Genomic DNA, 23,705 nt, shown 5'->3' with positions numbered 1-23,705 from the left:
TAATGTGGGCAGATATCCTGCGGCGGAGAGATTACACTCTCCAGCCAGCAGGATATTTGTTTTTCAAGATCCCGTTTACAAGCTTTCCGAAGCCGAGAGGATAACCGTCCACACAGAGAAGGTGCCAGCCTTTTTTGTGAGCGGCCTCTTCCGGCTCGATCATAAGAGTTTCGCCTTTCAGATAACGGGTAAGCCGCTCGTCGGAAACCGGCAGGGAGATAACTGCTTCCACATCTCCTTTGTGAAGCGCCAGCGCCAGAGGCTGAGACGGCTCAAAACGTTTTTTTTTCAGATCACCCAGGTAGAGGCCGTTTCGAAGAAAGGAGATTCCGCGGAGATCCAGCGGGAAGGGCAGCTGATAGTATACTTTATCTTTGCGGACTTCCACACGGTTCCAGTCAAATTCCTGACCGCCAATGGTTTTCAGACCGATCTCAGAGAAAAATTCCTCCAGCCATTTCCGGGTATTTTTGTCCGGTCCTTTTGCGGAAAAGCGGAAAACGGGTGGAAGAGAGTCACCTTTTTTGCGGAACAGGGCGAGAAAATGACCTTCGCCATCCATTTTGTGTGGAAAGATTCGGACGCATTTTTGAAGTTCTTCCGGATTAAATGCATTTAAGCTTAACGCGATTTCGGAATCGGAAGTGTCTGCTGTGCCGGCATATTCCGGGCGGCCGCTGGAGAAGCCTTCATATCCTGGCATTTCCATAAGTTCCATATCCGGGCGTTGTCTGAGAAGATAGGCTACCACTTCTTCGTCTTCACATGGGGAAAAAGTGCAGGTGGAATAAAGTAGCATTCCGCCCGGACGGAGCATATCGGCAGCTTTTAAGACCAGGTCTTTCTGGATATCAGAAAGCTCAGCAGATTTTTTCGGTGTCCAGTCGCGGGCAAGGGCTTCCTCTTTTCGGAACATGCCTTCCCCGGAGCATGGAGCGTCCAGAAGGATCTTATTGAAGAAAGCAGGAAAACGCTGGGCAAGTTTGGCGGGCTTTTCGTCGGTGACGAGCATATTTTTCATGCCAAAAAGCTCCAGATTCCTAAGAAGGGCTCTGGCTCTGGAAGTACTGATATCGTTGGCAAGGAGAAATCCGGTGTCATTTAAGGCTGCACCCAGGGCAGTGGCTTTTCCTCCGGGAGCTGCGCAGAGATCCAGGACAAAATCTCCAGGTTCGATAGGAAGCCTGGAAGCCGGTGTCATGGCACTTGGTTCCTGGAGATAATAAAGACCCGCCTGGTAGTAAGGACATCGTGCAGGGCGGCTTTCCTCCTCGTAGAAGTATCCGGTATTGATCCACGGGATCGGCCGGATAGGGAAAGGGGAAAGCGCCTGAAAATCCTGGCAGGAGAGCTTGGCGGTGTTTACACGTAGACCGTAGGTGCGGGGATTTTTGTAGCTTTTCAGGAAAGCATCATAATCATCTCCCAGCATTTCTTTCATACGCTCCAGAAAAGGAAGCGGTAATGTCTGTATTTTATCTGAATCTGTCATAATTTCCTCCATAATATAAACTTGACTCTCTCGGATATTGTGTGAAAAGAGTGGTTTCCGAAAAATATTATAAAGTATAGAGGGATTTTTCTAAATACTATTGACAAAACTATATTATACGATATATAGTATTATTCACAGAACAATATTACATGACTTATCATGTGAGCGTTGGATCGTGAAGTGATCGCGTTCATCAGCATGTAGTAAGACGGAATGTGGATGTCCGTTTTACAGGTCATAGAGAGGTGAGCAGATGGTATTTAATACAGGAGCAGCCCTCCTGGATGCGATCGTCCTGGCTGTTATTTCCAGAGAGAAGGACGGTACCTACGGGTACAAGATCACCCAGGATGTGCGAAGTGTTCTGGAGGTTTCAGAATCTACGCTGTATCCGGTCCTTCGCAGGCTTCAGAAGGATGAATGTCTGGAAGCCTACAATATGGAATATGCAGGCAGAAACCGGAAATATTATAAGCTGACAGATAAGGGCGCAGCGCAGCTGAATCTTTACAGAAGTGAATGGGAGATCTATTCATCCAAGATCACCAGGATGTTTGAGGAGGGAGTTTGATTATGAACAGAAAGCAGTTTATGGAACAGCTTGAACGGCTGCTTTCCGATATTTCAGAGGCAGAGAGACAGGAAGCACTGGAATATTATGAAGGATATTTTGATGATGCAGGTCCTGAGAATGAAGGAGAAGTGATCCGGGAACTGGGAAATCCGGGGAAGGTTGCTGCGATTATTAAGGCAGATCTTCAGGAGAACAGTGAAGATTACGGGGAATACACAGAGAACGGATATCAGGATACCCGTGTGAAAGAGAACGGGGAAATGCCGGACCATTATACAGAAGTAACCGTATACGGAAATGGACAGGGAGAGGCCCATCGTGATACGGGAAATACAGAAAATTTCGAAGACCGCAGGAAAAGACGTGCCCAGCGCGGCTATCACGCAGAGAAAAAGCAGAATAAGGCAGGAATCATTCTTGCGCTGATCGTTCTTGTTTTTGCGGCTCCTCTGATAAAAGGATTATTTGGCGGAGTACTGGGGATTTTGGTGACACTGGCATTGCTGCCTTTCCTGCTGACATTTTTTGCAGGAGCGGGATCGATCATCCTTGTGATCGGTGCAACTGCGTGCATTGTTGTTGGGATTGCCATGACGGTGTCTCTTCCACCGGCCGGGATCCTGACGATCGGCATTGGATGCCTGATGATGGCACTTGGACTTTTGTTACTGGCACTGACGGTGTGGTTTACAGGTAAGATACTGCCGGCGATCCTGCGGAAATTTACGGGATTCTGCAGTAATCTCCTGAATGGAAGAAAGGCGGAAAAAGTATGAAACGTTTTCTGAAGGTAATTCTGATCCTTGCAGCAGTATTCGGTGTAGCAGGCCTGGGACTTACTGCCGGCGGAGCTGCCATGGGAGCGACTATGGGAGATGTGAGTGTTCTGGATCATGGAATCACGCAGGTGCTTCGTGTTCTGGATCATGAAGACAGCTGGGAAGTGGAAGATTCCGAGGAAGATATGGATGAGCAGGAGGACGATTTTCAGGCAGCTGCAGAGAGCGCGGTAACTGAGAAGGGCGTTCTGGCAGACAGTGCAGACAGTTCCGCATATACGAAAGTATATGAGGCCTCGGCTGTGTCAGACCTTTTCTGTGATCTGAGATACGAAGAACTGGTTTTGAAAACATGGAATGAGGATAAAGTTCAGGTGAAAGTTTCAGGGAAGGATCACAATCGCATTCAGATTAGCAATGACAACGGTAGTCTGAGAATTGCAAGCAATCAAAAAGTGAGAAACCGTTCCATAGAAATTTTTTGCCCGGAAAACTTAAGCTTTCAGAAGATAAAACTTCAGATGGGAGCCGGAACCATCGAACTGGATGGTGATTTTAAAGCGGAGCAGATGGAAGTAAATGTGGGGGCTGGAACCATTGAAAATTCCAGCAGCCTGGATATAAAGGAAGCAGATTTTACAGTCGGAGTGGGAACTGCTGACATCAGTGAACTTCAGGTGGAGAATTTAAAAGGAAGCTGTGGTATGGGAGATATGGAGCTTACACTTACAGGAAAAGCTGCTGAGTATAATTATGAGCTGAAATGTGGTCTTGGAAATCTGGAGGTGGATGATTCTCTGGAAACATCCATTACTTCCGGAAATAAACAGATCACAAATGAAGGTGCCACGAAAAATATAAAACTGGATTGCGGAATGGGAAACGTTGAGGTTGAATTTGAAGAAGACTAAAGGAGGAAGCATTATGAGTAACAAAAAACTATACAAATCATCAGTAAACCGTATGTTATGTGGTGTCTGCGGCGGAATTGCGGAATACTTTAATATCGATCCGACTCTTGTCCGGCTGGTATGGGTGATCATCACGCTGATGGGCGGAGCCGGAATCCTGGCGTATATCATTGCGGCGATCATTATCCCGGATTAAAAATGACAGTACCCATAAAGGACGGACATATTTTTCAGAATGCATAATTTCTCCGGAAATTGTCCATACTCCATAAAAAAGATGAGGAGTGTGGAAGATGAACAGGGAGAAAGAAGTAAAAGCATATCTTGAGGGAAAGCTTTCCCAGGCGGAAAAACTGAAATACGAGATTGCCGATGAGATGGGAGTTCTGGATAAAGTGATCAAAGACGGGTGGAAAAGCCTTTCTGCAAAAGAAACCGGACGGATCGGTGGTCTTATGACAAAAAAGAAGAAACATAAAAAGTAAAATGCAGCCTGAAGGAACAAGGCGAAATGACGCCGGAAAAGTCCTTCGGGCTGTATTGAATTATAAGAATATTTTTCTGGAAAAAAGAAATTTTTTTGACGGTTCAGGGTGGACTGACCAGTGGAAAAGAGCTATACTGTTGGAATAACAGAGGAGGTATGAAGGAACATGGGTGAAAAAATCAACAACATTCTAAAGGGTGAGATCATCTCCTCAGTATTTTATATACTGCTGGGACTTTGCCTGATCCTGATCCCCACGCAGACGGTGGACGTGATCTGCAAAGTAGTATTCGGGCTGATCCTCATCGGAGCTGGCATTTATCATATCTATATTTACATACGTGGAAAAGCGAAAGCTACGATCATGGATCTTCTAAGTGGTGTGGTTGTTTTTGTGCTGGGGGTGTTTCTTTTTATGACACCGTCCATCGTGATCAAACTGCTTCCATGGATGCTCAGCGCATTTGTACTGGTTGACAGTCTGTGGAAGTTTAAAGGAGCCTTCCTTCTGAAAAAAGGAGGAAACGGCGCATGGAGCGTGCTTCTGATCGGAAGTCTTGTTTTCATTGCACTTGGAATCGTGATGCTGTTTGGAAGATTTCCGAAGATCATGACTCTGCTGATCTTTTCCGGCTGGGTGCTGGTGTGTGACGGAGCTGCGGATATCGTATTCTATATTATTATGAAGCTGGGGCTTCGAAAGATCGCAAAAAAGGCGGAGACAGAGAAGGAAGATTCTGGTGCAGACAGTGCAGATGCTGTAAATGAAACGGCAGATATGGATGTGCCAAATGATACAAGAACCCAGGATGAAAATGCGCCGAGTGAGCAGCAGAGTGGGAAGGAAACAGAATATCCAACAGAAACTACAGCAGAGACTACAGCGGCTATGCCGGCGCAGGATGCAGACGGATATTCTGCGGACAGAAAAGAGACAGAAGAATCCACAGAACCGGAAGAAGAGCAAAAGCAGAAGAATTCCCGATGGGAAAAAGAACCGGAGAATGTGGAGATGAAGCTCTGGGCTGTAGGCAAAGACCAGGCGGAAACCGGCAGCCTGAAGGATCTTCTGGACGGTTCCGATGAAGAACTGGAAGAGTGGAAGGACTGACCCTTCTCTTGCATCATCTGCCATTCCGTGGTAAGATGTGCACATGAAAAATACAGATAAAAATATAAAGATACTGATGATGGATTTTTCCGGAATATATGAGGATCAGCAGTTCTGGAGGGGAAAAGAAGTATCCCGGGTGGAGGCCAGGGACATTCCCGGAACCAACTGCTACTGTGATGAGGATGCGATGAATGCCATTCGCAGCCGTATTGCCCCTTATTCTTCCGGAGGAATCCATTTTATTGATTCCGGAAACTATCACTATATGACAAGAATCTGGCTGGAAAAGATATCGGAGCCTTTCTCGCTTCTTGTATTTGACAATCACACGGATATGCAGCCGCCGGCATTCGGAGGTCTGCTTTCCTGCGGAGGATGGATCTACGATTCTGTTATGGAACTTCCATTGCTTAAAAGGGTGATCCTGATCGGCCCGGATGAGGAAGCCTTTTCCAGAGTGGAATCGGAGATTCAGGAAAAGGTGGAATTCTTGAGCAGAGAGAAGCTTCTGGAAATGGAAGAGGCGCAGGTGTGTGCGTTTGTAAGCAAGCATGTGGGAAAGCTGCCGCTGTACATTTCTGTGGATAAAGATGTTCTCTGCAAGGATGATGCGGACACGAACTGGAGCCAGGGGGATATGCGCCTGAATACGATGCTGGAATGTCTGAAGAGAGTCAGAGAAATATGTGCAGAGGGAATCCTGGGCGTGGATATCTGTGGTGAATGTGATGTAGCAGAATCTGGAAACAGCACCTTGAATGACCGGGCCAATGCTGCATTGCTGGAGTGTTTTCTGTCCGCATACGGGAGCGAAGATCATGACGGAAATAAGAATGAGATAACAGGAGGAAACCGATGAAAAATGAACTTCTTACCATCGGGCCATTTACGGTATACGGTTATGGTCTGATGATCGCCATTGGAATTTTGGCAGGCTGCCTGACTGCAGAATACAGAGCCGGAAAACAGAAGCTTGACAGTGAACAGATCTTTCCAATGATTCTGTGGTGCCTGGTGGGTGGATTTTTCTGTGCAAAGCTTCTCTTCTGGATCACAGAGTGGAAATCAATTGTTCAGGATCCGGGATTTATAATGGAAACTTTAAGCTCCGGTTTTGTGGTGTTTGGCGGTATCATCGGCGGGATACTGACGGGGCTTCTGTATTGCAGGATCAGAAAGCTTGTATTTTTTAAATACGCGGATGTGATCCTGCCATCTGTGGCACTGGCCCAGGGATTTGGGCGGATCGGATGTTTCCTGGCGGGCTGCTGTTATGGAAAAGAGACAGAGAGTGTTTTTTCTGTGATATTTCAGAATTCCGAATATGCGCCCAATCACGTGGCGCTGATCCCGATGCAGTTGTATTCCGGCGGACTGGATTTTCTGCATTTTCTTTTGTTGTTGCTGATCGCACGGAACAAAAAAGAAGATGGTCAGGTTACTGCCTGTTATCTGATCTTTTATAGCATTGGACGGTTTGTGATCGAGTTTTTCCGTGGGGATATTATCCGTGGAAGTGTGGGAATTTTGTCGACTTCCCAGTTTATCAGTATTTTTACAGGGATTGCGGGGATCGTGCTGCTGATACGGATCAGGAAAAAAAGAGACAGCAAGAGCAGTGTTTAAATGGATCAGGGAAGTCCCATGTATCAGGAACATGTATCAGGAAAAAGTTGGACAATAGTGGTATAAGGACAGGTTTTCGCTGCATACATCTATGAAAAAGGCGAAAGCAGGCCTGTCATGCTCAGAAAAGAAGATTTTGAACCAAATATGAAAACAGAGGATAAGATCCCCGGAGCGCAGACGGAAAATCCGGCACAGAGTCAGCGCTTCGGGGATTTTATCGTGAAATATATGCAGAATGTCCAGGATACTATGGAACTTTTTCCGGGGGCATCTTTTCGGGCGATCAATGAAATTTTCGGGGTTCTTTATGTTCCGCTGGAAAGTATGGGAGAAATTGAGGTCACGGGAACCTCCTATAATTCGATCCCGAAATGTTATACCTACATGGATATGGAGGCAGCAGGGGAATCAGGGATCAACAGGCTGCACGATCACCCTTATCTGAAGCTGCGTGGAAAAGGTACTGCGGTGGCGGTGATCGATTCGGGGATTGATTATCAGAATGAAGTGTTTCGAAATGCAGGCGGCTCCAGAATCGCTTATTTATGGGATCAGTCCATAGAAGAGGAAGAACAAAATCAGTCTGGACGGGAGTTGGAAGCTGAAAATGGAGATGCAGATAATTTGCCGGGGGATGATATAGCAGATACAGAAGTTCCATATGGCAAATTATTTCGGAAAAAGGATATCGACCGGGCACTGGCTTCCGAGGAGCCGTTTGCCATCGTGCCATCCAGAGATACCAACGGCCATGGCACGGCACTGGCGGGTATTGCTGCCGGAAATATGGTACCCGGAGAAAATTTTACCGGAGCAGCGCCGGAGGCAACCCTGATCATCATCAAGGTAAAGCCGGCAAAGCAATATCTCCGGAATTTTTATCTTTATCCTCCGGAGGCAGAAGCTTTTCAGGAAAATGATGTGATGATGGCCATTGCTTTTGCGATTTCCCAGGCCAAAAAGCTGAAGATGCCACTTTCTATCTGCCTGGGGATCGGAAGCAGCCAGGGCGCGCATCTGGGGACCAATGCGTTAAGCCAGTATGTGGACTATGTGGCAAATTTTTCCCAGGTATCCGTATCTGTGGCAGCAGGAAACGAAGGAAATACAAGAAACCACAGCACGGGGATTTTTTCTCAGGGAAGGGAACAGATCGTGACAGAACTCCGTGTAGCGGAAAGAGAGCAGGGCTTTACCATAGAATTCTGGGGAGAACCGCCGGAAATCTATGAGCTTTCCATCCAGTCACCAACCGGTGAGATACTGGAAGTCAGCAGTTCCATAGGTTCCAGAACCCAGGAGCTGTCATTTGTTTTTGTGGAAACAAAGGTGTATGTGAATTATATCTTGATCGAGCGTCAGACCGGATATTCCCTGGTGTATATCCGATTTTTCCATCCGGCGTCCGGTATCTGGAAAATTTTTACCCAGGCAAGAAATCAACAGAACGTACAGTTCCATATATGGCTTCCTGTGGAAGGGCTGATCTCCCAGGATACCTATTTTCTGGAACCATCCCCCTATACCACGGTGACAGCGCCGGGAGACGCCAGGAACAGCATTACGGCAACTGCCTACCAGCATCGTGACGGAAGCATCTACATTGCAGCAGGCAGAGGCTATACGCCAGATGGCATGATCACTCCACATCTGGCAGCTCCTGGCGTTAACGTAAAAGTGCCGCTGGTACGAGGCGACTTTGGAACCCGCTCCGGAACCAGTATCTCCGCCGCACAGACCGCCGGCATCGCGGCACTTCTGTTTGAATGGGCGATCATACGGGATAACCAGCCGTTTTTTACCGGGAGCAGCGTGAAATATTATCTGCAGAGAGGCGCAAGAAGAGAAGAAAACATGCAGTACCCAAACCCGGAGTGGGGGTATGGGAAGGTGGATCTGTATCATACCTTTGAACTGCTGACGTGAGATGATGAGAATTGGAAAAAATATGAAAAGCAGAAACAGATCATTTCCTTTGGAAAGAGTAGATGCACAAGATGCATAGATATTACATTTGGAAAAATAAAAAAAGGATACGAAAGTACTAATTTTGGAAAAAATATTCATATAGATAATTCACTTTGTATCGTGTACTATAAATATATGGAAAAATTATATAATGACACAACAGGGAGGAATTTTACTTATGGAGCTTTCAACTTTGGTAAAAATGTCAAACACTTACGGAAGCAATCCGGCCTATGTTCTGGCAGGAGGCGGTAATACTTCTGTAAAAGACGATACAACACTGTATGTAAAGGGATCCGGTACACAGCTTGCTACCATTAAGGCAGAGGAATTTGTCAAAATGGACAGAGCCCGTCTGAATGAGATCATGAAAACGGAATATCCGGCGGATGATGTGAAGCGTGAATCTGCATATCTTGCAGATGTAATGGCGGCAGTGACCGATGAGGATAAAACCAAACGTCCCAGCGTGGAAGCACTGCTCCACAATCTGTTTGCCTATACGTATGTCCTGCATGTTCATCCGACACTTATCAATGGACTGACCTGCGGAAAGGGCGCAAAGGCTCTTTGCGAAGAGCTTCTTGGAAAAGATGTACTCTGGATCGATATCTGCAAACCGGGATACACACTTGCCCGCATCTGCTTCGAGAAAATGAATGCCTATAAAGAAGAAACAGGAAAAGACGTGCAGGTTCTTCTGCTTCAGAATCACGGAATTTTTGTTGCGGCTGATACTGTAGAGGAGATCGGCGTTTTATTCGATGGTGTGATCGGAAAGCTGGAAAAGCAGGTAAAGAGAATTGCGGATGTAAGTGATGCAGTTACACCTGAAAAAGAGCAGGCAGCACAGAAGCTTTCCAGTCTGCTTGGACATGCGGTGGAAGTCGTACCGGCTGCGGAGGCGGATCATTTTGTAAAAGATAAAACTGCTGCGGCACCTCTTCTGAAGCCGTTTACTCCGGATCATATTGTATATTGCGGACCTTATCCGTTATTTGTAGAAAATATTGATGAGGCGAAAAATGCGATGGATGCATTTATGGCAGAGCATGATAAAGAGCCAAGACTGATCCTGGTACAGGGCGTTGGCGCATTTATCATGGAAGATGACAAAGGAAAGGCAGCAAAGGCACAGCTTCTGGTAAAGGATGCGATCAAGCTTGCAGTGTATGCAGAGAGCTTTGGCGGTCCGCTGCAGATGACTGATGAGATCACATATTTTATCACACACTGGGAAGCAGAAGCATATCGCAGTAAGAAATAAAAAAGAAAAATATATAGAGAGAAATAAAGAAAATGCATCGGGAACTATTAGGAAATTCCCGGTGCATTTTTTATTGAATGACGGATAAACAGTTACTCAGGACAGAGTTACGCAGCAAATGTGGATATTTTTATCCGCATTACCACAAATCTTATTTCCGATACACGAACGCCGGCAGTCCATCCTCACCAACCGGAACATTTACAGTTCCCTGGATCAGCGGGCGGGCATAGCGGATAAAGTCTTCGGTGACATCTGAGCCGTCTTCTGTGATCCATTCCACAGGGACCGTCTTTTCTTCGTTGCAGATAACGTTGACATCCTCCAGTGTACATTTCATGGAGTACGGAGAATCACTCTGACGTTTAAATGCGATCATCTTTCCGGTTTCGCCGTTCAGGGCAGCCTGTACACCAAATTCACCGGCGAGGATGCCTTCTTGCTGGTCTGTTCCGGAGAGCATAGCTGCAGAGCAGCGCTGGCTTACATTGAGCTCTACGGAGCGGGCTTTGACACCAAGACGGCTGCGTACAAGATTCTCAAGATATTTACCGCAGCCAGCAAGCATCTTGTGACCGAAGGCGTCGGTTCCGGCAGCGCTGTCGTATTCGCAGATGAAAGTGCCGTCTTTATCATGGATTCCCTCAGATACACAGACTACGACGTTGCAGTTTTTCTCGAAGGCAGCATGAACTTTCTGGAGAAATTCTTCTACATCGAAATCGGTTTCCGGAAGATAAATGAGAAGCGGATTGTCTCCAACGTATTTCCGGGCAAGGGCAGCAGCTCCGGTGAGCCAGCCTGCGTGACGTCCCATGATCTCGATGATAGTGACGGATTTTTTCTCATAGACACAGGCGTCCAGGGTGATCTCACGGACGGTGGAGGCTACGTAGCGGGCAGCACTTCCGAATCCGGGAGTATGGTCGGTGTTTACAAGATCGTTATCAATGGTCTTCGGCTCACCGAGGATACGGATGTCGCTGCCGATCTTTTCAGCATAGCGGGAAAGCTTGCTGACGGTATCCATGGAATCGTTGCCGCCGATATAAAAGAACCAGCCGATGTTCATCTCCTCGAATTTCTGAAAAAGCTTCGGATAAACCGGATCCTCCAGGGATTCCGGAAGCTTGTAACGGCAGGAGCCAAGGTAAGCGCCGGGGGTCCAGGTAAGAGCGAGAAGCTGCTCTCCCGGAAGTGCTTCCTGGAAATCAAGGACTGTTCCGTTTAAAAATCCCTCAATGCCGTTGACCATACCATAAACATGGTCAATCTCTTCTGTATGTTTAAGTGCTTCAGATACCACACCGTAAAGACTGCTGTTGATAGCTGCGGTCGGTCCGCCGGACTGTCCTGCGATAAGGTTCTTTTTTGACATTCTGATACCTCCTGGGTGTTGTTTTTTTATATTGTAACAGAAATAGGAGAAGATAACATCTAAAAAAATCACCTTTTTTATAAAAAAATTACTCTATACAAATAATTATATCATAGTAAAATAGTAGTATAGATAGAGAAAAGAGGTGAAAAAAACGATGACAGTAAAAAAAGTACAGTTTGAGAGCATGGATGAAGTGAACCGTTTTCTTGATGTGACGGAGCATTTTCCGTTTGCAGTGGATCTGAAAAGGGGAAGCAGAACGGTAAATGGCAAATCCATTCTTGGAGTTGCATCCATTGGCCTTGGAAGAGAGATGGACTTTTGTGCACATGTGCCGGAGCTTGCGCCGGAGATCACATCCAGTCTTGGTTTTTGCATGAGGTAGGTTTAAGAGGGGAAAAAATAAATAATGGTTGATCGATGGTGAATGAGGATATCGTAAGATCGCAGAGGCGATGATCGGTATCCTCATTTTTTTATAGATGACAAATGTAAGTATTTAGAAAAAAATCTAAATACTTATTGACTGGGAAATTCGAAAATGCTATATTCTATTTAGAAATATTTCTAAATACTATCTGAAAGGAGGAAGACATACACGATGGCGTTTGCGGAAACCTTCAAGGCACTTTCGGATCCTGTGCGGAGAGAAATCCTGCAGCTTCTGAAAAACGGGAAAATGTCAGCCGGTGAGATCGGAGGACATTTTGACATGACGGGTGCAACCATATCCTATCATCTGAAAATTTTGAAGAAAGCAGATCTTGTGTGGGAAACGAAGGTGAAGAATTTCGTGTATTATGAACTGAATACCACAGTTGTAGAGGAGCTGCTTCTGTGGCTCAGTGATCTGAAAGGGGGAAAGAATGATGAAAGGTGAAGAAAGAAAAGAGTTTCTGAAGGAATATAAAATGTCCCTGATCTCCGGGAGTATCCTTACGATCTCACCGTCACTGGCAGGGATCCTGCTGTGGAACCGTCTGCCGGAGAAGATCGCAACACATTTTGATCAGCACAATGTGGCCAACGGCTGGAGCAGCAAGCCGATGGCAGTTTTTGGAATTCCATTTCTGCTTTTGCTGATCCATTTGTTTTGCGTGTTTTTTACAGCCAATGATCCAAAGAGAAAAAATATCAACAGGCGTATTTTTACCATGGTCCTGTGGCTGGTTCCGGTGGTGTCTGTGATCACCTGCATGTCAATCTATGGTCTTGCTCTGGGTATGGACATTGATATAGGTGTGATTGTGAATATCATGGTGGGGATCATGTTTATCATTCTCGGAAATTACGTTCATAAGGTGAAACAGAATTATACAGTGGGAATGAAGCTTCCCTGGACCTTGAACAGCGAGGAGAACTGGAACCGTACCAACCGTATGACAGGCTGGATACTGATCCTGTCAGGGCTGCTTTTTCTTATGAATTCGCTGCTCCTGAAAACGGAAATTGTTTTTGCGGTAATTTTGCTGGTCATCCTTGTGCCAATGATCTATTCATTTATTCTTTATAAAAAGGGAATCTGAGAAAATAATTTCGGACCGTCACTGTCAGAAAAAAGGCAGTGGCGGCTTCTTTTTTATCAAAAAATAATGTTCAAACAAAGCGGTACGTGATATGATAATGTCATACAAAAGCATTTTCTCGAACACTATAAACAGACAGCAGACAGGAGGGATCATTATGACAGAATTAAGCCGTTTTCAAAAAGATGTGGAAGTTGCTGCCACTGCTCTTGAAATGCGGGCGGAGAACGAGGATGCCAAAGAAGAGGCCATTCATCTTTACCGGAAATTCGGAAGTACCAAGCAGGAGCCGCTGCGGCTGGCAGTTGCCCTGCGGGGATATTTTCTGGAGGAAGGTGTGGAGGAAGAGGAACGCGCGCATTATGGAGCATATCTTAAGAAAAGGATCCGTCCGGCTGTGGAACGCCTGATCCTGGAAGATGACTGGGAAAAGATCGAGAAGCTTTATGAGAACGAATGGTTTGGGGAACAGGAGCTGGAGGTGTTCCTGAAACTGGCTGAAGAGTGGAGGAGACCTGCAGCGCTGATGGGACTTCTCCATTTGAAAAAAGCAAATTATGGATTTAAAGAGAAGGAATTTGAATTGTAAATAAATCTGGTGAAAAACTATAGCAATCCAATAAATTATTGCACATAATTACACGAATGAAACCACCCTATGCAGTCCTTTGGACGAATTGTTAAAAATCCTTTTGAAATAGCTGATGGTAATTCCGATGCAATCCGTATCTTTTCTTTCCTTAAAAATGCTTTGAGTTTTGACCACATCTTTTCAATCGGATTCAGATCCGGACTATACGGGGGTAAATACAGATAGGTTACTTTTGAGCTGTCCAGTAGCTGTTTCACCACTTTTGCATGATGGGAACGCATATTATCCATAACGATAATGTCTGCTTCTGAAAGCGTCGGCAGCAACTTTGTTTTCAGGTATTCTGCAAACCGCTCTGCAGTAGTTCCTCCCTGATAGACTGTATAGGCACAGTCTCCATTCAGACGTATGGAAGAAAGAACGGTTGTATTGCAGGGCGTGTTGAGTGGAGTTTTATCTACTGCTCTCCGGTTTTTCCATGCTCTGGCATAATGTCGCGTCATATTGATGTTTACTCCGCTTTCGTCCAGAAAGACCAGATGATTTATGTCTCTCTCCGACATATGTTTTTTCCAGTTTCTGCGTTTTTCCCTGACATCGGGGACGCTCCTGCTCTGAGGTATGAAGAGATTTTTTCTTGTAAGAATACCCGAGTTTAATAACTGCCTTGCGGACTGTTTCATTACAAACATGCAGACCAAGTTTATCGATGATTTCATCAATTGTGATATCTGGTTCCTGCTGAACCACCCGGTCAATATTTTGGATATCTTACGGTGTCAGGGCATGTTTACGTCCTCTCTGTGATGTTCTTGTTTTTACAGAACCTGTTTCACGCATTTGTTTTTCCAGGCGGTAAACAGTACTGGTATTCACAGAAAAACACTCTGGGATTTCTTTTGCATTGTGCGTTTTATTCCAAGCTTCAATAAGTAGTTTACGTGTTTCATCATGTAATATAATAATCACCTCTTGACTCTATCATAGTCCTGTTGTCAAGAGTGTGCAGTATTTTTTTGGAGTGCTATAAGAAAATATTGTGAGTATTGAACTGGGGCTGTCGGAAAGACAGCCCCTTTCCTCTACAGGTGGTACGCGAAAAATACAAGTCCTTTTATGCACGTAAGAAAAAACAAAGTGCAGAAAGGGCTTATATTATGGAAAAACAGAAAAAAACATGGAACAAAATAATAGGAGAAAACATACGAAGACTGCGAATCAGTCATAATGAGACTCAGGCAGAACTGGGGGAGAGCATTGGTTATGGTTCTACAACTATTGCTAATTATGAAAGCGGAGAACGTCTCCCGGATCTTATAACGGCATATGCGATAGCACAGCGTTATCATGTCGAAATGGAAAAATTGATGGAAGAAGACTTCACGAATCGTGAATACAAAGAGAATTAAAAAGAACTATACTTATAAAAAAGAATAAGTAAAGGAGAAGGAAAGCATGAAAGATAAGGAAATAAACAACTTTATCAGAGAAACAGGTAAAATGGGTGATATCTGGACGAAAGAGCAGGTCAAAGATGTATACCAGAATGTTTCATTGGAGGAGGCGCTGGCAGACCGTCAGAGATCATATGATAAGATGAAGGACATGCTTGACTAGATGAAGAAACTATGAAAGAAGAATCTTCAGACATAGAACTAAATGGACTATCAGATAAACAGATAGTGGATCTTTTGAGAGAAGTAAATCAGGAAGTAATCCAGTCGGCTGGTATTATTTACATGTGGTGAGGGACAAAATATGTTACAATGTAAAACAGATATTAAAATAGTAGCAGGTGATCAGCATAACAGTATTGACCTGTCATGAGCAGGAGAGGGATTGATGAAACAGAACAGCAAAGTAATACATGAAAAATATGAATTCAGAAACATTCATAAGGATGAAATTGAACAGGCTGCAGAGATTGAAAGCATCTGTTTTCCGCCAAATGAAGCGTGTACTTATGAACATATGGAGTCACGAATAAAAAAAGCATCGGATCTTTTTCTGGTTGTTGTGGATCGGGAGACAGGCAAGATTGCAGGTTTTCTTAACGGACTTGCAACAGACAGAGAACATCTGACAGATGACTTTTTTACAGATGCGAATCTACATGATCCGGAGGGCGTAAACATTATGCTTCTTGGGCTGGATGTGCTCCCAGAGTACCAACACCAGGGGCTGGCAAGAAAACTGATGGAACAATATAAGGAAAGAGAGCGCGCCAGGGGAAGAAAGAAGCTGATCCTGACCTGCCTCCCGGATAAGGTTGAGATGTATAAGAAATTTGGCTTTAAAGACCATGGGATCGGCGATTCTGTGTGGGGCGGAGAAGCCTGGCATGAGATGGATAGTATTCTGAACTGATTTTAGCTTACGAAATAAAAAGGAAAATCATAATGGCAATCAATGTAAAAAATAGAATAAAGAGAAATTGCTGAGAAAGCTCCTATGGTGTCGAAAGGCATTGTAGGGGCTTTTTATATTCTTTAAAAACCGCGAAATTGTGAATAATATACAAAAATAATTTGATAAAACCATACATAATGCATGAAATGAAAAAAGCATATTTACAAAATAAAAATTAAATGATATATTAAAAAAAACAAACAATATGAAACCGGTTGACATATGGAAAAAGTCACAATACGAAGGGAGAACAAAATGAAGAAAAAGGTAATTGCACTTGCATTAACAGCATGTATGGTACCAGTTGGTAGTGGGGTGGATGTAATGGCTGCCAAGGGAGATTCCGGGGATAAAATTACATTAAACTGGCAGAGCTATGACAGCTATGATAAATATCAGAAAGTTGTCGAAGCTTTTGAAAAGGAAAATCCGGATATTGAAATTAATTTTGAAGAAGTATCAGATTATGCAACTAAAATTTTGACAGAAGCTACAGCGGGTGACCTTCCGGATCTTATCAACTGTAATACAGGAACTACACAGATTCTTGCAAATGCCGGGGCATTACAGAAATTCGATGTAGATGCACTGAAAGCAGATACAGAATATAAATTTGATGATTTCTGGGATGCTGCAGAAAACTATTGTACATATGATGGTGACTGGTATTCACTTCCATTGGACGGAGGAAATTATGGATGGGTTTACAACGTCGATATGTTTGACAAGTGTGGAATTGAAGTTCCGGAAGATGGATTTACATGGGATGAGTTTACAGATGCATGTAAAACATTAATGGAACACAAAGATGAACTTGGAATCGAATATCCGACAATTATCAATGATCTGTCTTCCGCAATCGATACTATGTATCCATGGATTACAGAAGCTGGTGGAAGCTACTTGAATGATGATGAAACCTGTGGATGGAATTCAGATGAAACCGTTGCGGCTTTCGAATATGTCAAGAGTCTTGTAGATGAAGGTTATGTGCCGGCAATAGAAAAACTGGGAGACGGTTATGATGCACTGATTACAAAATTTAATGCGGGTCAGATTGCTATGTGTCGTGTGGCTCTCTGGAATTCAACATATCTTCAGGACGATGTAAACTGGAAAGCAATGAATGCGCCACGTGCAAATGATGGTACACAGGCAGAAGTACTTTTCCTGAATGGTATTGGCATTTCAAGCAGCTGTGAAAACCCGGAAGCAGCAGAAAAGTTTATTAAATATCTGACCAGCGAAGAGGGGCTTGCATTATATCTTGAAGATAATACATCTCCACAGATTGCAGTAAGAAAGTCTCAGGCAGATCTTTCCGTATCTATGTTTGACGAAAACCATGATATGAAATTGTTTAATACAGGACTGAAATATGCAGGATATATTGACCTTACAGAAACATTTGCAGACCAGCAGACGATCATTGGACAGTATTTTGATGAAATCTGGCATAATGATGCTGATATCAAGAGTACGCTGGATAGCATGGCAGATCAGTTAAATGGTTTACTTGCTCAGTAACTAAGAATAAAAGGATGATATGGAAAATACTCTGTATCATCCCTTGGATTTAACTAGGAGGGATTCATGTGAGTAACGCAAAAACAGTAGTAAAACGTAAAAAAGGAGACTGGCGGATTGCTGTTTTGTTTCTGTTGCCGTCCCTGATTTTGCTGGGATTGTTTGTATTTTGGCCAATGGTAGATTCCATCCACATGTCATTTTATGACTGGAATCCATTAAAAGGTAAGATATTTACAGGATTAGAGAATTATCAAAATCTGCTGAAAGATAAACTCTGGTGGACAAGTCTGGGCAACACGATCAAGTATATCCTGATGAATGTTCCGCCAATTGTCATTTTTTCTATCATTATGTGTGAACTTGTGTTGTTTGCAAATAATAAAAGTGAAGTTATTTCGAAATTTATCAGAGGCAGTTTCTTTTTACCATGTGCACTTTCTCTGGTTGCAACCGGTGTTGCATGGAGATATCTGATGGGAACGAATTATGGTGTTATCAATAACTTCCTGAGTGTATTGGGATTCGAAAAAATTGGCTGGCTGACAGATGGCAAGATTGCACTGGGTTCTATGGCAATCGTAACAATCTGGAGATGGGCAGGATATTACATGGTTATGGTTGTTGCAGGACGTCTGGAAATTTCGCAGGAATTTTTTGAAGCGGCAGATCTGGACGGTGCAAATGCATGGCATAAATTTGTTTATATTACATTGCCGCAGCTGAAACCAGTTCTTACATATATTATTCTCATGTGTGTAATCGGTACGTTCCAGGAATTTGATCTTGTTTATACGATGACAAATGGTGGACCTGGAACAAGTACGTATTTAACTGGGCTGACATTATATAAGACTGCTTTCTCATCTTTGAAAATGGGATATTCCTGTACAATGGCAGTATTTATCTTTATTCTTTCGATTATTATTTCGGTTGTACAGTTAAAGTTGACAAGTGACAAAGATTGAGAAGGGAGAAGAGATTATGACCAGAAAATTAAGAAATAAAATTCTGGGAGACAGCTTAATCTGGGTAATTATAGCTGCATTTGTAGTAATCATGCTGTTTCCATTTGTTTATATATTATCTACTGCATTGAAATCGGATACAGATCTTGCAACAAGTGTTGGAAGAATTTTGCCGAAAGCAGCGCAATGGGAGAATTTTACAAAAGCATGGCAGCTGCTGGATTTTCCCAAGTGCTTTTTTAATTCATTTATTGTTGCGATAGCAGTGACCGCACTTACTATTTTCCTCTGTAGTTTAGCTGCATATGTATTTACCAGACTTGAGTTCAAAGGCAGAAATATTGTTTTTATTCTTTATTTGTCAACGATGATGATTCCGATTACTGTAAGACTGATTCCGTCTTATAATCTGTGTAGAAATCTCAATATGCTGGATACATATATGGGGATGATACTTCCGCAGGTAGCATGGTCCATTCCGTTTGGAACATTTCTTATGCGCCAGTTTTATATGGGAATACCGAAGCAACTGGATGAAGCAGCAAAAATTGATGGAGCAAATCATTTCCAGATATTCTGGAAGATCTTACTGCCAAATACGAAATCAAGTATGACAACATTAGGAATTTATACATTTATTTCTGCGTGGAATAATCTGATCTGGATGTTGTTATCCGTCAGAAGTGAAGGCAAATGGACAGTAACATTGGGAATAAGTTCAATCTGTGGCGCATCTGTAATCAAACAGCCGACATGGAATCTGATCATGGGTGTTATCGTGATTGGAATGATTCCTGTTCTGATTCTGTTTTTTGCATTCCAGAAATATTTTATGCAGTCTGTAGCTGCAACCGGCATTAAATAGTAAAAAGGAGATCAGTTATGAAAGGTTTAGTGGTAACAGAAGACAATAAACTGTACCTGGAAGAAAAGCTTCCGATTCCGGAGATCGGAGAGTATGAAGCACTGGTAAAAAATGAATGCTGTATGATCTGTAACGGAACGGATCTGGGAGTTATTGGAGGAAAAGTCAGAGAAGTAACGAGATATCCGGCGGTTTTAGGACACGAAGATGCAGGAAGAGTTGTTAAAATTGGCAAAAAAGTTACTTCTTTTAAAGTGGGAGATCTTGTAGTCAGGGCAGGACAACCGGATAATGAGAAATTTTCCAGCGCTTGGGGCGGATTTGCTGAATATGGAATTGTAAAAGATTATAAAGCAGCCATGGCAGACCAGGCCGATGTAAAAGATATTAATCTTGGAATTACACAGCAGGTGTGCCCGGAAGGAATGCAGGCAGAAGCTGCTTCTATGCTGATAACTTTAAAGGAAACATACAGTGCATTAAAAAGAATCGGCGTTGAAGATAAAAAGAAGATGGTCATACTCGGAGACGGACCGGTTGCGCTTGCTTTTCTAAGCTGTGCAAAACTGATGGGAATTCAGGAGATTTATGTCCTGGGAAATCACAGAGACAAGCTGGAAACAGCAGAAAAACTGGGAGCAGCAGGTACATTTCTTAACAAAGACGAAGAAGAAAAGAAAAAAGCTTCTGATCTGTTTGACAGAAAGTCCGATATCTGTATAGATACGATTGGATCAAATCAGACAATCACGCAGTGTCTGGACTATATTAAAGAGACAGGGACAATTGCTGTATATGGCTTAAAAAGCGGAGAAAATCTGAATGTACCATTACCGGAACTCAGGAATTTCAATATTCAGTATGTGCAGTGGCCGGTGCCTGAGGTAGAAGCAGAAGTACATAAGCCGGTTTGTGATGCGATTATGGATGGGAAAATAGACATCGATTTATTTGTGACACATAGATTTTCAATAGATGATTATGAAAAAGGATTTCAGGCAGTAAAAGACAGAACTGCATTGAAGGTAGTTTTAAATTTTTAAGGCAACTCAGGAGGAACGCATGATGGCAGGTTATCGATTCAATAAAGAAGAATATTTTAAAGAGACCAAAGAGGTATATTCTAATTATCCAACCGATGTTTCCAGAATGGAAGAAGAACTGGACCGCCTCCAGAAAGAAAATCCAAAGGCAAGCTCTTTTCAGAAAAAAACATGGATCTACAGAATTGCAGCCAGGGATGCTGAAGTGATTCTTTTTCCATCCAGTCCGTTTTATGCAGAAATTGATACAGGAAGAGAACAGAACAGTGTTACGGCATCGTTCCCGCCACAGCCAGGCATTGGATGTTGGCTAATGAAGCAATACCCAGATTTTGTAGATGAATATGGAGAATGGAGTGGATACTACGGAAAATATGGTGTCATGAACGGACCACAGTTTATGGATGCGGCGCATCACTATGCAAATTGTGAAACTGTGTTGAAATATGGTCTATCAGGAATAATCAGACATGCAATGATGCGTCTGGAAGAGAAAAATCTTACAGATCATCAGCAGGATTTTTTAAAATGTATGGTCGATGTATGCCGAAGTCTGCAAAAAATTTCTGAAAGATTTGCAGAAAAAGCGGAGGAAATGCTGAAAACAGAACACGATGAGGAACATGTAAAGGCACTTAAAATGATTGCTGTTACGGCACGCCGAATTCCATCTGAACCGGCAGAAACATTTTATGAAGCAATGTGTGCAATCTGGTTTACGCGTGAGATGTGCAATGCGTTAGATGGTCTTGGATTTGCTGTGATTGGCCATTTGGACAGAATCCTGATTAGTTATTATGAAAGAGATTTGAAAAATAATCGAATAACGCCGGATGAGGCGCAGGAACTGGTTGACTGTTTTGTATCAATGACAGATGCAAGATGGGATCTTGAAGCAGACCTGCCAGGGGGCACAAATGCAGATATTATTATAGGCGGATGTGATAAAAATGGCAATATTGTTTATAATGACATAAGCAGGATGATCATAAACAGTTATAAAAAATATCATTTTGCAAATCCGAAACTACAGGTGAGAATATCGGCAAAGCATCCGGATGAATTTCTGATGCAGGTTGGTGAATTGGCAGGAATGGGTCTGAATGTGCTGTCTGTCTTTAATGATGATGTGATAATTCCAGCAAATCAGAAGCAGGGAAAAAGTCTGGAAGACTGTCGACTTTATGTCGCAGGTGGCTGCCAGGAAATCTGTCTTTCTAATGAAGTCAACAGCAGAGCATATACCTATCTTAATCTTGTGCAGATGTTAAATGGATCCTTATATCCAGAGTACTGGAATGACGTATTTAAAAGGGATGGATTTAAATTTATTCCAGCTGCGAATGCGAGCGATTTTGAAGAATTCTATCATATTGTAATTGAAAATTATAGAAATGAACTGAATTTCTTTGTGAAAAAATATAACGAATATGGTTCATGGTGGAAAATAATAAATCCGTCGTTGTTCTTTTCTGCAACTATGCCATCATGTACTGAGACGGCAAAAGATGTCTCAGAAGGCGGTGCTGTCTATAATACAGATAATTTTGCTGCTGCGGGTGCAGGGACAGTAATTGATTCGTTATATGCGATAAAGAAGGCAGTATATGAAGATAAGATTACGACATTTGGTCACCTGCTTAAAGCGATGAAAGAAGACTTCAGAGATGATGAGATCCTTCGACAATATTTGCTTCATAAAGTCCCAAAATTCTGCAAGGATAAAGATGCTACAGAATTTGGAAAAAAGGTTATGGATGATCTGGCTGAATGTCTTGGAGGACAGGCAAATTACAGAGGCGGAAAATTTGAGCCGTCATTATTTGCTTTTTATTCTTATAACTGGTTTAAAAATGTAACGATTGCAACGGCCGATGGACGAAAAAGTGAAAGTGCTCTCTCACGAGGCGTTAACCCAAGTGAAAGTACAGAAAACATCAATATTGCAGCATTACTTGATGCAATAAAAACAATGGATTACACGAAATATCCGGGTGGGGCAGTTATTTATATGGACATTCCACTGATGTATAAAACTCCGCAGCCGTCATTGTTTGCAAGTGTGATGCGGGCCTTCTGTGAAAATGGCGGAAGCATTATGGATTTTAATGTTATCAGCAGGAATGCACTTTTAGAGGCACAGAAAAATCCGGAAACACATAAAAATATTGTAGTAAGAGTGTGTGGATACAGTGCATATTTCCATACATTGACTGCGGAAATGCAGAATGAGGTAATTCAGCGTACACAGAGGTAAGCGGTAAAATGAAGCAAAAATTACTGGTAAGTCAGATACAGAACTTTTCTCTGCATGACGGACCGGGAATACGGACAACTGTATTTTTACAGGGATGTAATTTGCGGTGCAAATGGTGTCACAACCCGGAGACATGGAAAAAGGAAAGTATACTGAGTTATACGGAAAATAAATGTATTGGCTGTGGTCAGTGTATTGAAATCTGTCCCTCAGGAGCACAACAGATACAAAACGGGCAGCATATTTATGAAAGAACTCTTTGTACTGTGTGTGGAAAGTGTGTGGAAATTTGCTGCACAGAAGCATTGGAAATCGTAGGAAGTTATTATTCTGCTGAAGAATTATCGGAACTTTTGCTCAGAGACAGAAGACTCTATGAAATTTCAGAAGGTGGTGTTACTTTTTCCGGTGGAGAACCAATGATGCAGGCAGAGATTCTATATGATTTGTGCAACAGACTTCAGAAAGAGCATATTTCAGTTGCTTTTGAAACAGCACTTGCTTTTCCTTGGAAAGTGATACACAGAATGACAGAATGTGCAGATCTGTTTCTTGTAGATTTTAAGATGTTTGACAATGAAAAACATAAAGAATATACAGGAACAGAAAATACCCTGATCAAAGAGAATCTGAAAAAACTGGTGAATTACAGACCGATCATGATCAGGCTTCCAATTATAAAAGGAATCAATGATGAGATAGAAAATGCTGTTGCAACAGCAGATTTTTTTGCAGCTCTTGGAAGAAACATCAAGAGTGTGGAATTTTTGCCGTATCATGATTTTGGAGTTGAAAAAGCAAAACATGTCGGAGTGAATCAGCAGATGTTTGAAGCACCTGATGAAAAACAGCTGGAGCTGTTGAAAGAAGTTTACAGAAGTAAAAAGATTGACGTAGTGGAATAAAGAAGATT

General features: G+C 43.0%; 27 protein-coding genes. 23 read left to right on the top strand and 4 right to left on the bottom strand.

Translation table 11 applies throughout. The features are described 5' to 3' along the window. Positions 1-31: 31 nt before the first annotated feature. The gene (locus BN3261_RS08580) at positions 32-1,492 is read right to left on the bottom strand and encodes an RsmF rRNA methyltransferase first C-terminal domain-containing protein (protein ID WP_195635059.1); all 1,461 of its coding nucleotides are present in this window, start codon (positions 1,490-1,492) and stop codon (positions 32-34) included. A 256-nt stretch (positions 1,493-1,748) separates the two neighbouring features. Here BN3261_RS08580 and BN3261_RS08575 point away from each other — a divergent pair, with 256 nt between their 5' ends. The 10 genes from BN3261_RS08575 (at position 1,749) to BN3261_RS08530 (ending at position 10,224) form a co-directional block, all read left to right on the top strand. After that, a complete protein-coding gene (locus tag BN3261_RS08575) occupies positions 1,749-2,066 on the top strand; it encodes a PadR family transcriptional regulator (RefSeq protein WP_015527209.1) in 318 nt (105 codons plus the stop codon). Between the two features lie 2 nt (positions 2,067-2,068). Then, complete coding sequence (locus tag BN3261_RS08570; protein ID WP_059086007.1) at positions 2,069-2,845, top strand: DUF1700 domain-containing protein; 777 nt, start codon at positions 2,069-2,071, stop codon at positions 2,843-2,845. Next, positions 2,842-3,759: a DUF4097 family beta strand repeat-containing protein gene (locus BN3261_RS08565; protein ID WP_059086006.1), complete on the top strand. Its 918-nt coding sequence runs from the start codon at positions 2,842-2,844 to the stop codon at positions 3,757-3,759. The genes BN3261_RS08570 and BN3261_RS08565 overlap by 4 nt, the downstream gene beginning before the upstream one ends. Positions 3,760-3,772: 13 nt before the next feature. Then, positions 3,773-3,955 (top strand): PspC domain-containing protein, encoded by a 183-nt coding sequence (locus BN3261_RS08560; RefSeq protein ID WP_015527206.1) that lies wholly within the window; start codon positions 3,773-3,775, stop codon positions 3,953-3,955. A gap of 97 nt (positions 3,956-4,052) precedes the next feature. Then, positions 4,053-4,244: an alpha/beta-type small acid-soluble spore protein gene (locus BN3261_RS08555; protein WP_015527205.1), complete on the top strand. Its 192-nt coding sequence runs from the start codon at positions 4,053-4,055 to the stop codon at positions 4,242-4,244. A 168-nt stretch (positions 4,245-4,412) separates the two neighbouring features. Continuing rightward, positions 4,413-5,357 carry a DUF308 domain-containing protein gene (locus BN3261_RS08550; RefSeq protein WP_059086005.1) on the top strand — a complete coding sequence of 315 codons (945 nt, stop codon included), beginning with the start codon at positions 4,413-4,415 and terminating at the stop codon, positions 5,355-5,357. Positions 5,358-5,400: 43 nt separating this feature from the next. Next, a complete protein-coding gene (locus tag BN3261_RS08545) occupies positions 5,401-6,219 on the top strand; it encodes an arginase family protein (RefSeq protein ID WP_059086004.1) in 819 nt (272 codons plus the stop codon). Next, on the top strand, positions 6,216-6,986 hold the full coding sequence (locus BN3261_RS08540; protein ID WP_059086003.1) for a prolipoprotein diacylglyceryl transferase: 771 nt from the start codon (positions 6,216-6,218) through the stop codon (positions 6,984-6,986). Before BN3261_RS08545 ends, BN3261_RS08540 begins: the two co-directional genes overlap by 4 nt. 117 nt (positions 6,987-7,103) lie before the next feature. After that, positions 7,104-8,915, top strand: a complete 1,812-nt coding sequence (locus BN3261_RS08535; protein WP_015527201.1) for a S8 family peptidase — start codon at positions 7,104-7,106, stop codon at positions 8,913-8,915. A 220-nt stretch (positions 8,916-9,135) separates the two neighbouring features. After that, the gene (locus BN3261_RS08530) at positions 9,136-10,224 is read left to right on the top strand and encodes a class II aldolase/adducin family protein (protein ID WP_044961478.1); all 1,089 of its coding nucleotides are present in this window, start codon (positions 9,136-9,138) and stop codon (positions 10,222-10,224) included. A 151-nt stretch (positions 10,225-10,375) separates the two neighbouring features. Here the strand turns inward: BN3261_RS08530 and BN3261_RS08525 are convergent, their stop codons facing one another. After that, the gene (locus tag BN3261_RS08525) at positions 10,376-11,602 is read right to left on the bottom strand and encodes a 6-phosphofructokinase (protein ID WP_044961479.1); all 1,227 of its coding nucleotides are present in this window, start codon (positions 11,600-11,602) and stop codon (positions 10,376-10,378) included. 157 nt (positions 11,603-11,759) lie between these two features. On the opposite strand from BN3261_RS08525, the gene BN3261_RS08520 reads away from it, so the two are divergent. The 4 genes from BN3261_RS08520 (at position 11,760) to BN3261_RS08505 (ending at position 13,720) form a co-directional block, all read left to right on the top strand. Further along, positions 11,760-11,990 carry an HPr family phosphocarrier protein gene (locus BN3261_RS08520; protein ID WP_015527198.1) on the top strand — a complete coding sequence of 77 codons (231 nt, stop codon included), beginning with the start codon at positions 11,760-11,762 and terminating at the stop codon, positions 11,988-11,990. Between the two features lie 216 nt (positions 11,991-12,206). Then, positions 12,207-12,485, top strand: a complete 279-nt coding sequence (locus tag BN3261_RS08515; RefSeq protein ID WP_015527197.1) for an autorepressor SdpR family transcription factor — start codon at positions 12,207-12,209, stop codon at positions 12,483-12,485. Then, complete coding sequence (locus tag BN3261_RS08510; RefSeq protein WP_326929022.1) at positions 12,472-13,131, top strand: SdpI family protein; 660 nt, start codon at positions 12,472-12,474, stop codon at positions 13,129-13,131. Before BN3261_RS08515 ends, BN3261_RS08510 begins: the two co-directional genes overlap by 14 nt. Positions 13,132-13,288: 157 nt before the next feature. Further along, positions 13,289-13,720 carry a hypothetical protein gene (locus tag BN3261_RS08505; protein WP_015527195.1) on the top strand — a complete coding sequence of 144 codons (432 nt, stop codon included), beginning with the start codon at positions 13,289-13,291 and terminating at the stop codon, positions 13,718-13,720. 35 nt (positions 13,721-13,755) lie between these two features. On the opposite strand, the gene BN3261_RS17255 is transcribed toward BN3261_RS08505, so the two are convergent. Next, positions 13,756-14,286 (bottom strand): IS630 family transposase, encoded by a 531-nt coding sequence (locus BN3261_RS17255; RefSeq protein ID WP_084449127.1) that lies wholly within the window; start codon positions 14,284-14,286, stop codon positions 13,756-13,758. A 208-nt stretch (positions 14,287-14,494) separates the two neighbouring features. After that, on the bottom strand, positions 14,495-14,692 hold the full coding sequence (locus tag BN3261_RS17710) for a hypothetical protein (RefSeq protein WP_021650727.1): 198 nt from the start codon (positions 14,690-14,692) through the stop codon (positions 14,495-14,497). Positions 14,693-14,880: 188 nt separating this feature from the next. Between BN3261_RS17710 and BN3261_RS08495 the strand changes: the two genes are divergently transcribed. The 9 genes from BN3261_RS08495 to BN3261_RS08460 all read left to right on the top strand — a co-directional run bounded on the left by BN3261_RS08495 (position 14,881) and on the right by BN3261_RS08460 (position 23,697). Then, on the top strand, positions 14,881-15,132 hold the full coding sequence (locus BN3261_RS08495) for a helix-turn-helix transcriptional regulator (RefSeq protein ID WP_138270063.1): 252 nt from the start codon (positions 14,881-14,883) through the stop codon (positions 15,130-15,132). Between the two features lie 46 nt (positions 15,133-15,178). Next, positions 15,179-15,340 carry a hypothetical protein gene (locus BN3261_RS17705; protein ID WP_021650642.1) on the top strand — a complete coding sequence of 54 codons (162 nt, stop codon included), beginning with the start codon at positions 15,179-15,181 and terminating at the stop codon, positions 15,338-15,340. A gap of 225 nt (positions 15,341-15,565) precedes the next feature. After that, the gene (locus tag BN3261_RS08490; RefSeq protein ID WP_021650644.1) at positions 15,566-16,090 is read left to right on the top strand and encodes a GNAT family N-acetyltransferase; all 525 of its coding nucleotides are present in this window, start codon (positions 15,566-15,568) and stop codon (positions 16,088-16,090) included. Between the two features lie 297 nt (positions 16,091-16,387). Next, the gene (locus BN3261_RS08485) at positions 16,388-17,659 is read left to right on the top strand and encodes an ABC transporter substrate-binding protein (RefSeq protein WP_044960957.1); all 1,272 of its coding nucleotides are present in this window, start codon (positions 16,388-16,390) and stop codon (positions 17,657-17,659) included. 68 nt (positions 17,660-17,727) lie between these two features. Beyond that, positions 17,728-18,627 (top strand): carbohydrate ABC transporter permease, encoded by a 900-nt coding sequence (locus tag BN3261_RS08480; RefSeq protein WP_021650646.1) that lies wholly within the window; start codon positions 17,728-17,730, stop codon positions 18,625-18,627. Between the two features lie 16 nt (positions 18,628-18,643). Beyond that, entirely contained in the window at positions 18,644-19,492 is an 849-nt protein-coding gene (locus tag BN3261_RS08475; protein ID WP_044960959.1) for a carbohydrate ABC transporter permease, read from the top strand. 17 nt (positions 19,493-19,509) lie between these two features. Beyond that, a complete protein-coding gene (locus BN3261_RS08470; protein ID WP_021650648.1) occupies positions 19,510-20,535 on the top strand; it encodes a zinc-dependent alcohol dehydrogenase in 1,026 nt (341 codons plus the stop codon). A 22-nt stretch (positions 20,536-20,557) separates the two neighbouring features. Beyond that, complete coding sequence (locus BN3261_RS08465; RefSeq protein ID WP_227589144.1) at positions 20,558-22,792, top strand: pyruvate formate lyase family protein; 2,235 nt, start codon at positions 20,558-20,560, stop codon at positions 22,790-22,792. Between the two features lie 8 nt (positions 22,793-22,800). Beyond that, the gene (locus BN3261_RS08460) at positions 22,801-23,697 is read left to right on the top strand and encodes a glycyl-radical enzyme activating protein (RefSeq protein WP_021650650.1); all 897 of its coding nucleotides are present in this window, start codon (positions 22,801-22,803) and stop codon (positions 23,695-23,697) included. Positions 23,698-23,705: the final 8 nt, after the last annotated feature.

The sequence above is a fragment of the Blautia massiliensis (ex Durand et al. 2017) genome (genome assembly GCF_001487165.1).
GTDB classification, from domain to species: Bacteria; Bacillota; Clostridia; order Lachnospirales; family Lachnospiraceae; genus Blautia_A; species Blautia_A fusiformis.
Note: the sequence above shows the minus strand (reverse complement) of the source record. Positions and strands in the feature narration are given on the sequence as shown.

Excerpts from the sequence above, each read along its gene's own strand:
- BN3261_RS08485 (WP_044960957.1), top strand. The coding sequence starts at position 16,388 with ATGAAGAAAAAGGTAATTGCACTTGCATTAACAGCATGTATGGTACCA.
- BN3261_RS08570 (WP_059086007.1), top strand. The coding sequence starts at position 2,069 with ATGAACAGAAAGCAGTTTATGGAACAGCTTGAACGGCTGCTTTCCGAT.
- BN3261_RS08540 (WP_059086003.1), top strand. The coding sequence starts at position 6,216 with ATGAAAAATGAACTTCTTACCATCGGGCCATTTACGGTATACGGTTAT.
- BN3261_RS08470 (WP_021650648.1), top strand. The coding sequence starts at position 19,510 with ATGAAAGGTTTAGTGGTAACAGAAGACAATAAACTGTACCTGGAAGAA.
- BN3261_RS08545 (WP_059086004.1), top strand. The coding sequence starts at position 5,401 with ATGAAAAATACAGATAAAAATATAAAGATACTGATGATGGATTTTTCC.
- BN3261_RS08515 (WP_015527197.1), top strand. The coding sequence starts at position 12,207 with ATGGCGTTTGCGGAAACCTTCAAGGCACTTTCGGATCCTGTGCGGAGA.
- BN3261_RS08495 (WP_138270063.1), top strand. The coding sequence starts at position 14,881 with ATGGAAAAACAGAAAAAAACATGGAACAAAATAATAGGAGAAAACATA.
- BN3261_RS08520 (WP_015527198.1), top strand. The coding sequence starts at position 11,760 with ATGACAGTAAAAAAAGTACAGTTTGAGAGCATGGATGAAGTGAACCGT.
- BN3261_RS08465 (WP_227589144.1), top strand. The coding sequence starts at position 20,558 with ATGGCAGGTTATCGATTCAATAAAGAAGAATATTTTAAAGAGACCAAA.
- BN3261_RS17255 (WP_084449127.1), bottom strand. The coding sequence starts at position 14,286 with ATGTCGGAGAGAGACATAAATCATCTGGTCTTTCTGGACGAAAGCGGA.
- BN3261_RS08490 (WP_021650644.1), top strand. The coding sequence starts at position 15,566 with ATGAAACAGAACAGCAAAGTAATACATGAAAAATATGAATTCAGAAAC.
- BN3261_RS17705 (WP_021650642.1), top strand. The coding sequence starts at position 15,179 with ATGAAAGATAAGGAAATAAACAACTTTATCAGAGAAACAGGTAAAATG.
- BN3261_RS08550 (WP_059086005.1), top strand. The coding sequence starts at position 4,413 with ATGGGTGAAAAAATCAACAACATTCTAAAGGGTGAGATCATCTCCTCA.
- BN3261_RS08475 (WP_044960959.1), top strand. The coding sequence starts at position 18,644 with ATGACCAGAAAATTAAGAAATAAAATTCTGGGAGACAGCTTAATCTGG.
- BN3261_RS08505 (WP_015527195.1), top strand. The coding sequence starts at position 13,289 with ATGACAGAATTAAGCCGTTTTCAAAAAGATGTGGAAGTTGCTGCCACT.
- BN3261_RS08460 (WP_021650650.1), top strand. The coding sequence starts at position 22,801 with ATGAAGCAAAAATTACTGGTAAGTCAGATACAGAACTTTTCTCTGCAT.
- BN3261_RS08560 (WP_015527206.1), top strand. The coding sequence starts at position 3,773 with ATGAGTAACAAAAAACTATACAAATCATCAGTAAACCGTATGTTATGT.
- BN3261_RS08530 (WP_044961478.1), top strand. The coding sequence starts at position 9,136 with ATGGAGCTTTCAACTTTGGTAAAAATGTCAAACACTTACGGAAGCAAT.
- BN3261_RS08510 (WP_326929022.1), top strand. The coding sequence starts at position 12,472 with ATGATGAAAGGTGAAGAAAGAAAAGAGTTTCTGAAGGAATATAAAATG.
- BN3261_RS08555 (WP_015527205.1), top strand. The coding sequence starts at position 4,053 with ATGAACAGGGAGAAAGAAGTAAAAGCATATCTTGAGGGAAAGCTTTCC.
- BN3261_RS08525 (WP_044961479.1), bottom strand. The coding sequence starts at position 11,602 with ATGTCAAAAAAGAACCTTATCGCAGGACAGTCCGGCGGACCGACCGCA.
- BN3261_RS08565 (WP_059086006.1), top strand. The coding sequence starts at position 2,842 with ATGAAACGTTTTCTGAAGGTAATTCTGATCCTTGCAGCAGTATTCGGT.
- BN3261_RS08580 (WP_195635059.1), bottom strand. The coding sequence starts at position 1,492 with ATGACAGATTCAGATAAAATACAGACATTACCGCTTCCTTTTCTGGAG.
- BN3261_RS08575 (WP_015527209.1), top strand. The coding sequence starts at position 1,749 with ATGGTATTTAATACAGGAGCAGCCCTCCTGGATGCGATCGTCCTGGCT.
- BN3261_RS08535 (WP_015527201.1), top strand. The coding sequence starts at position 7,104 with ATGCTCAGAAAAGAAGATTTTGAACCAAATATGAAAACAGAGGATAAG.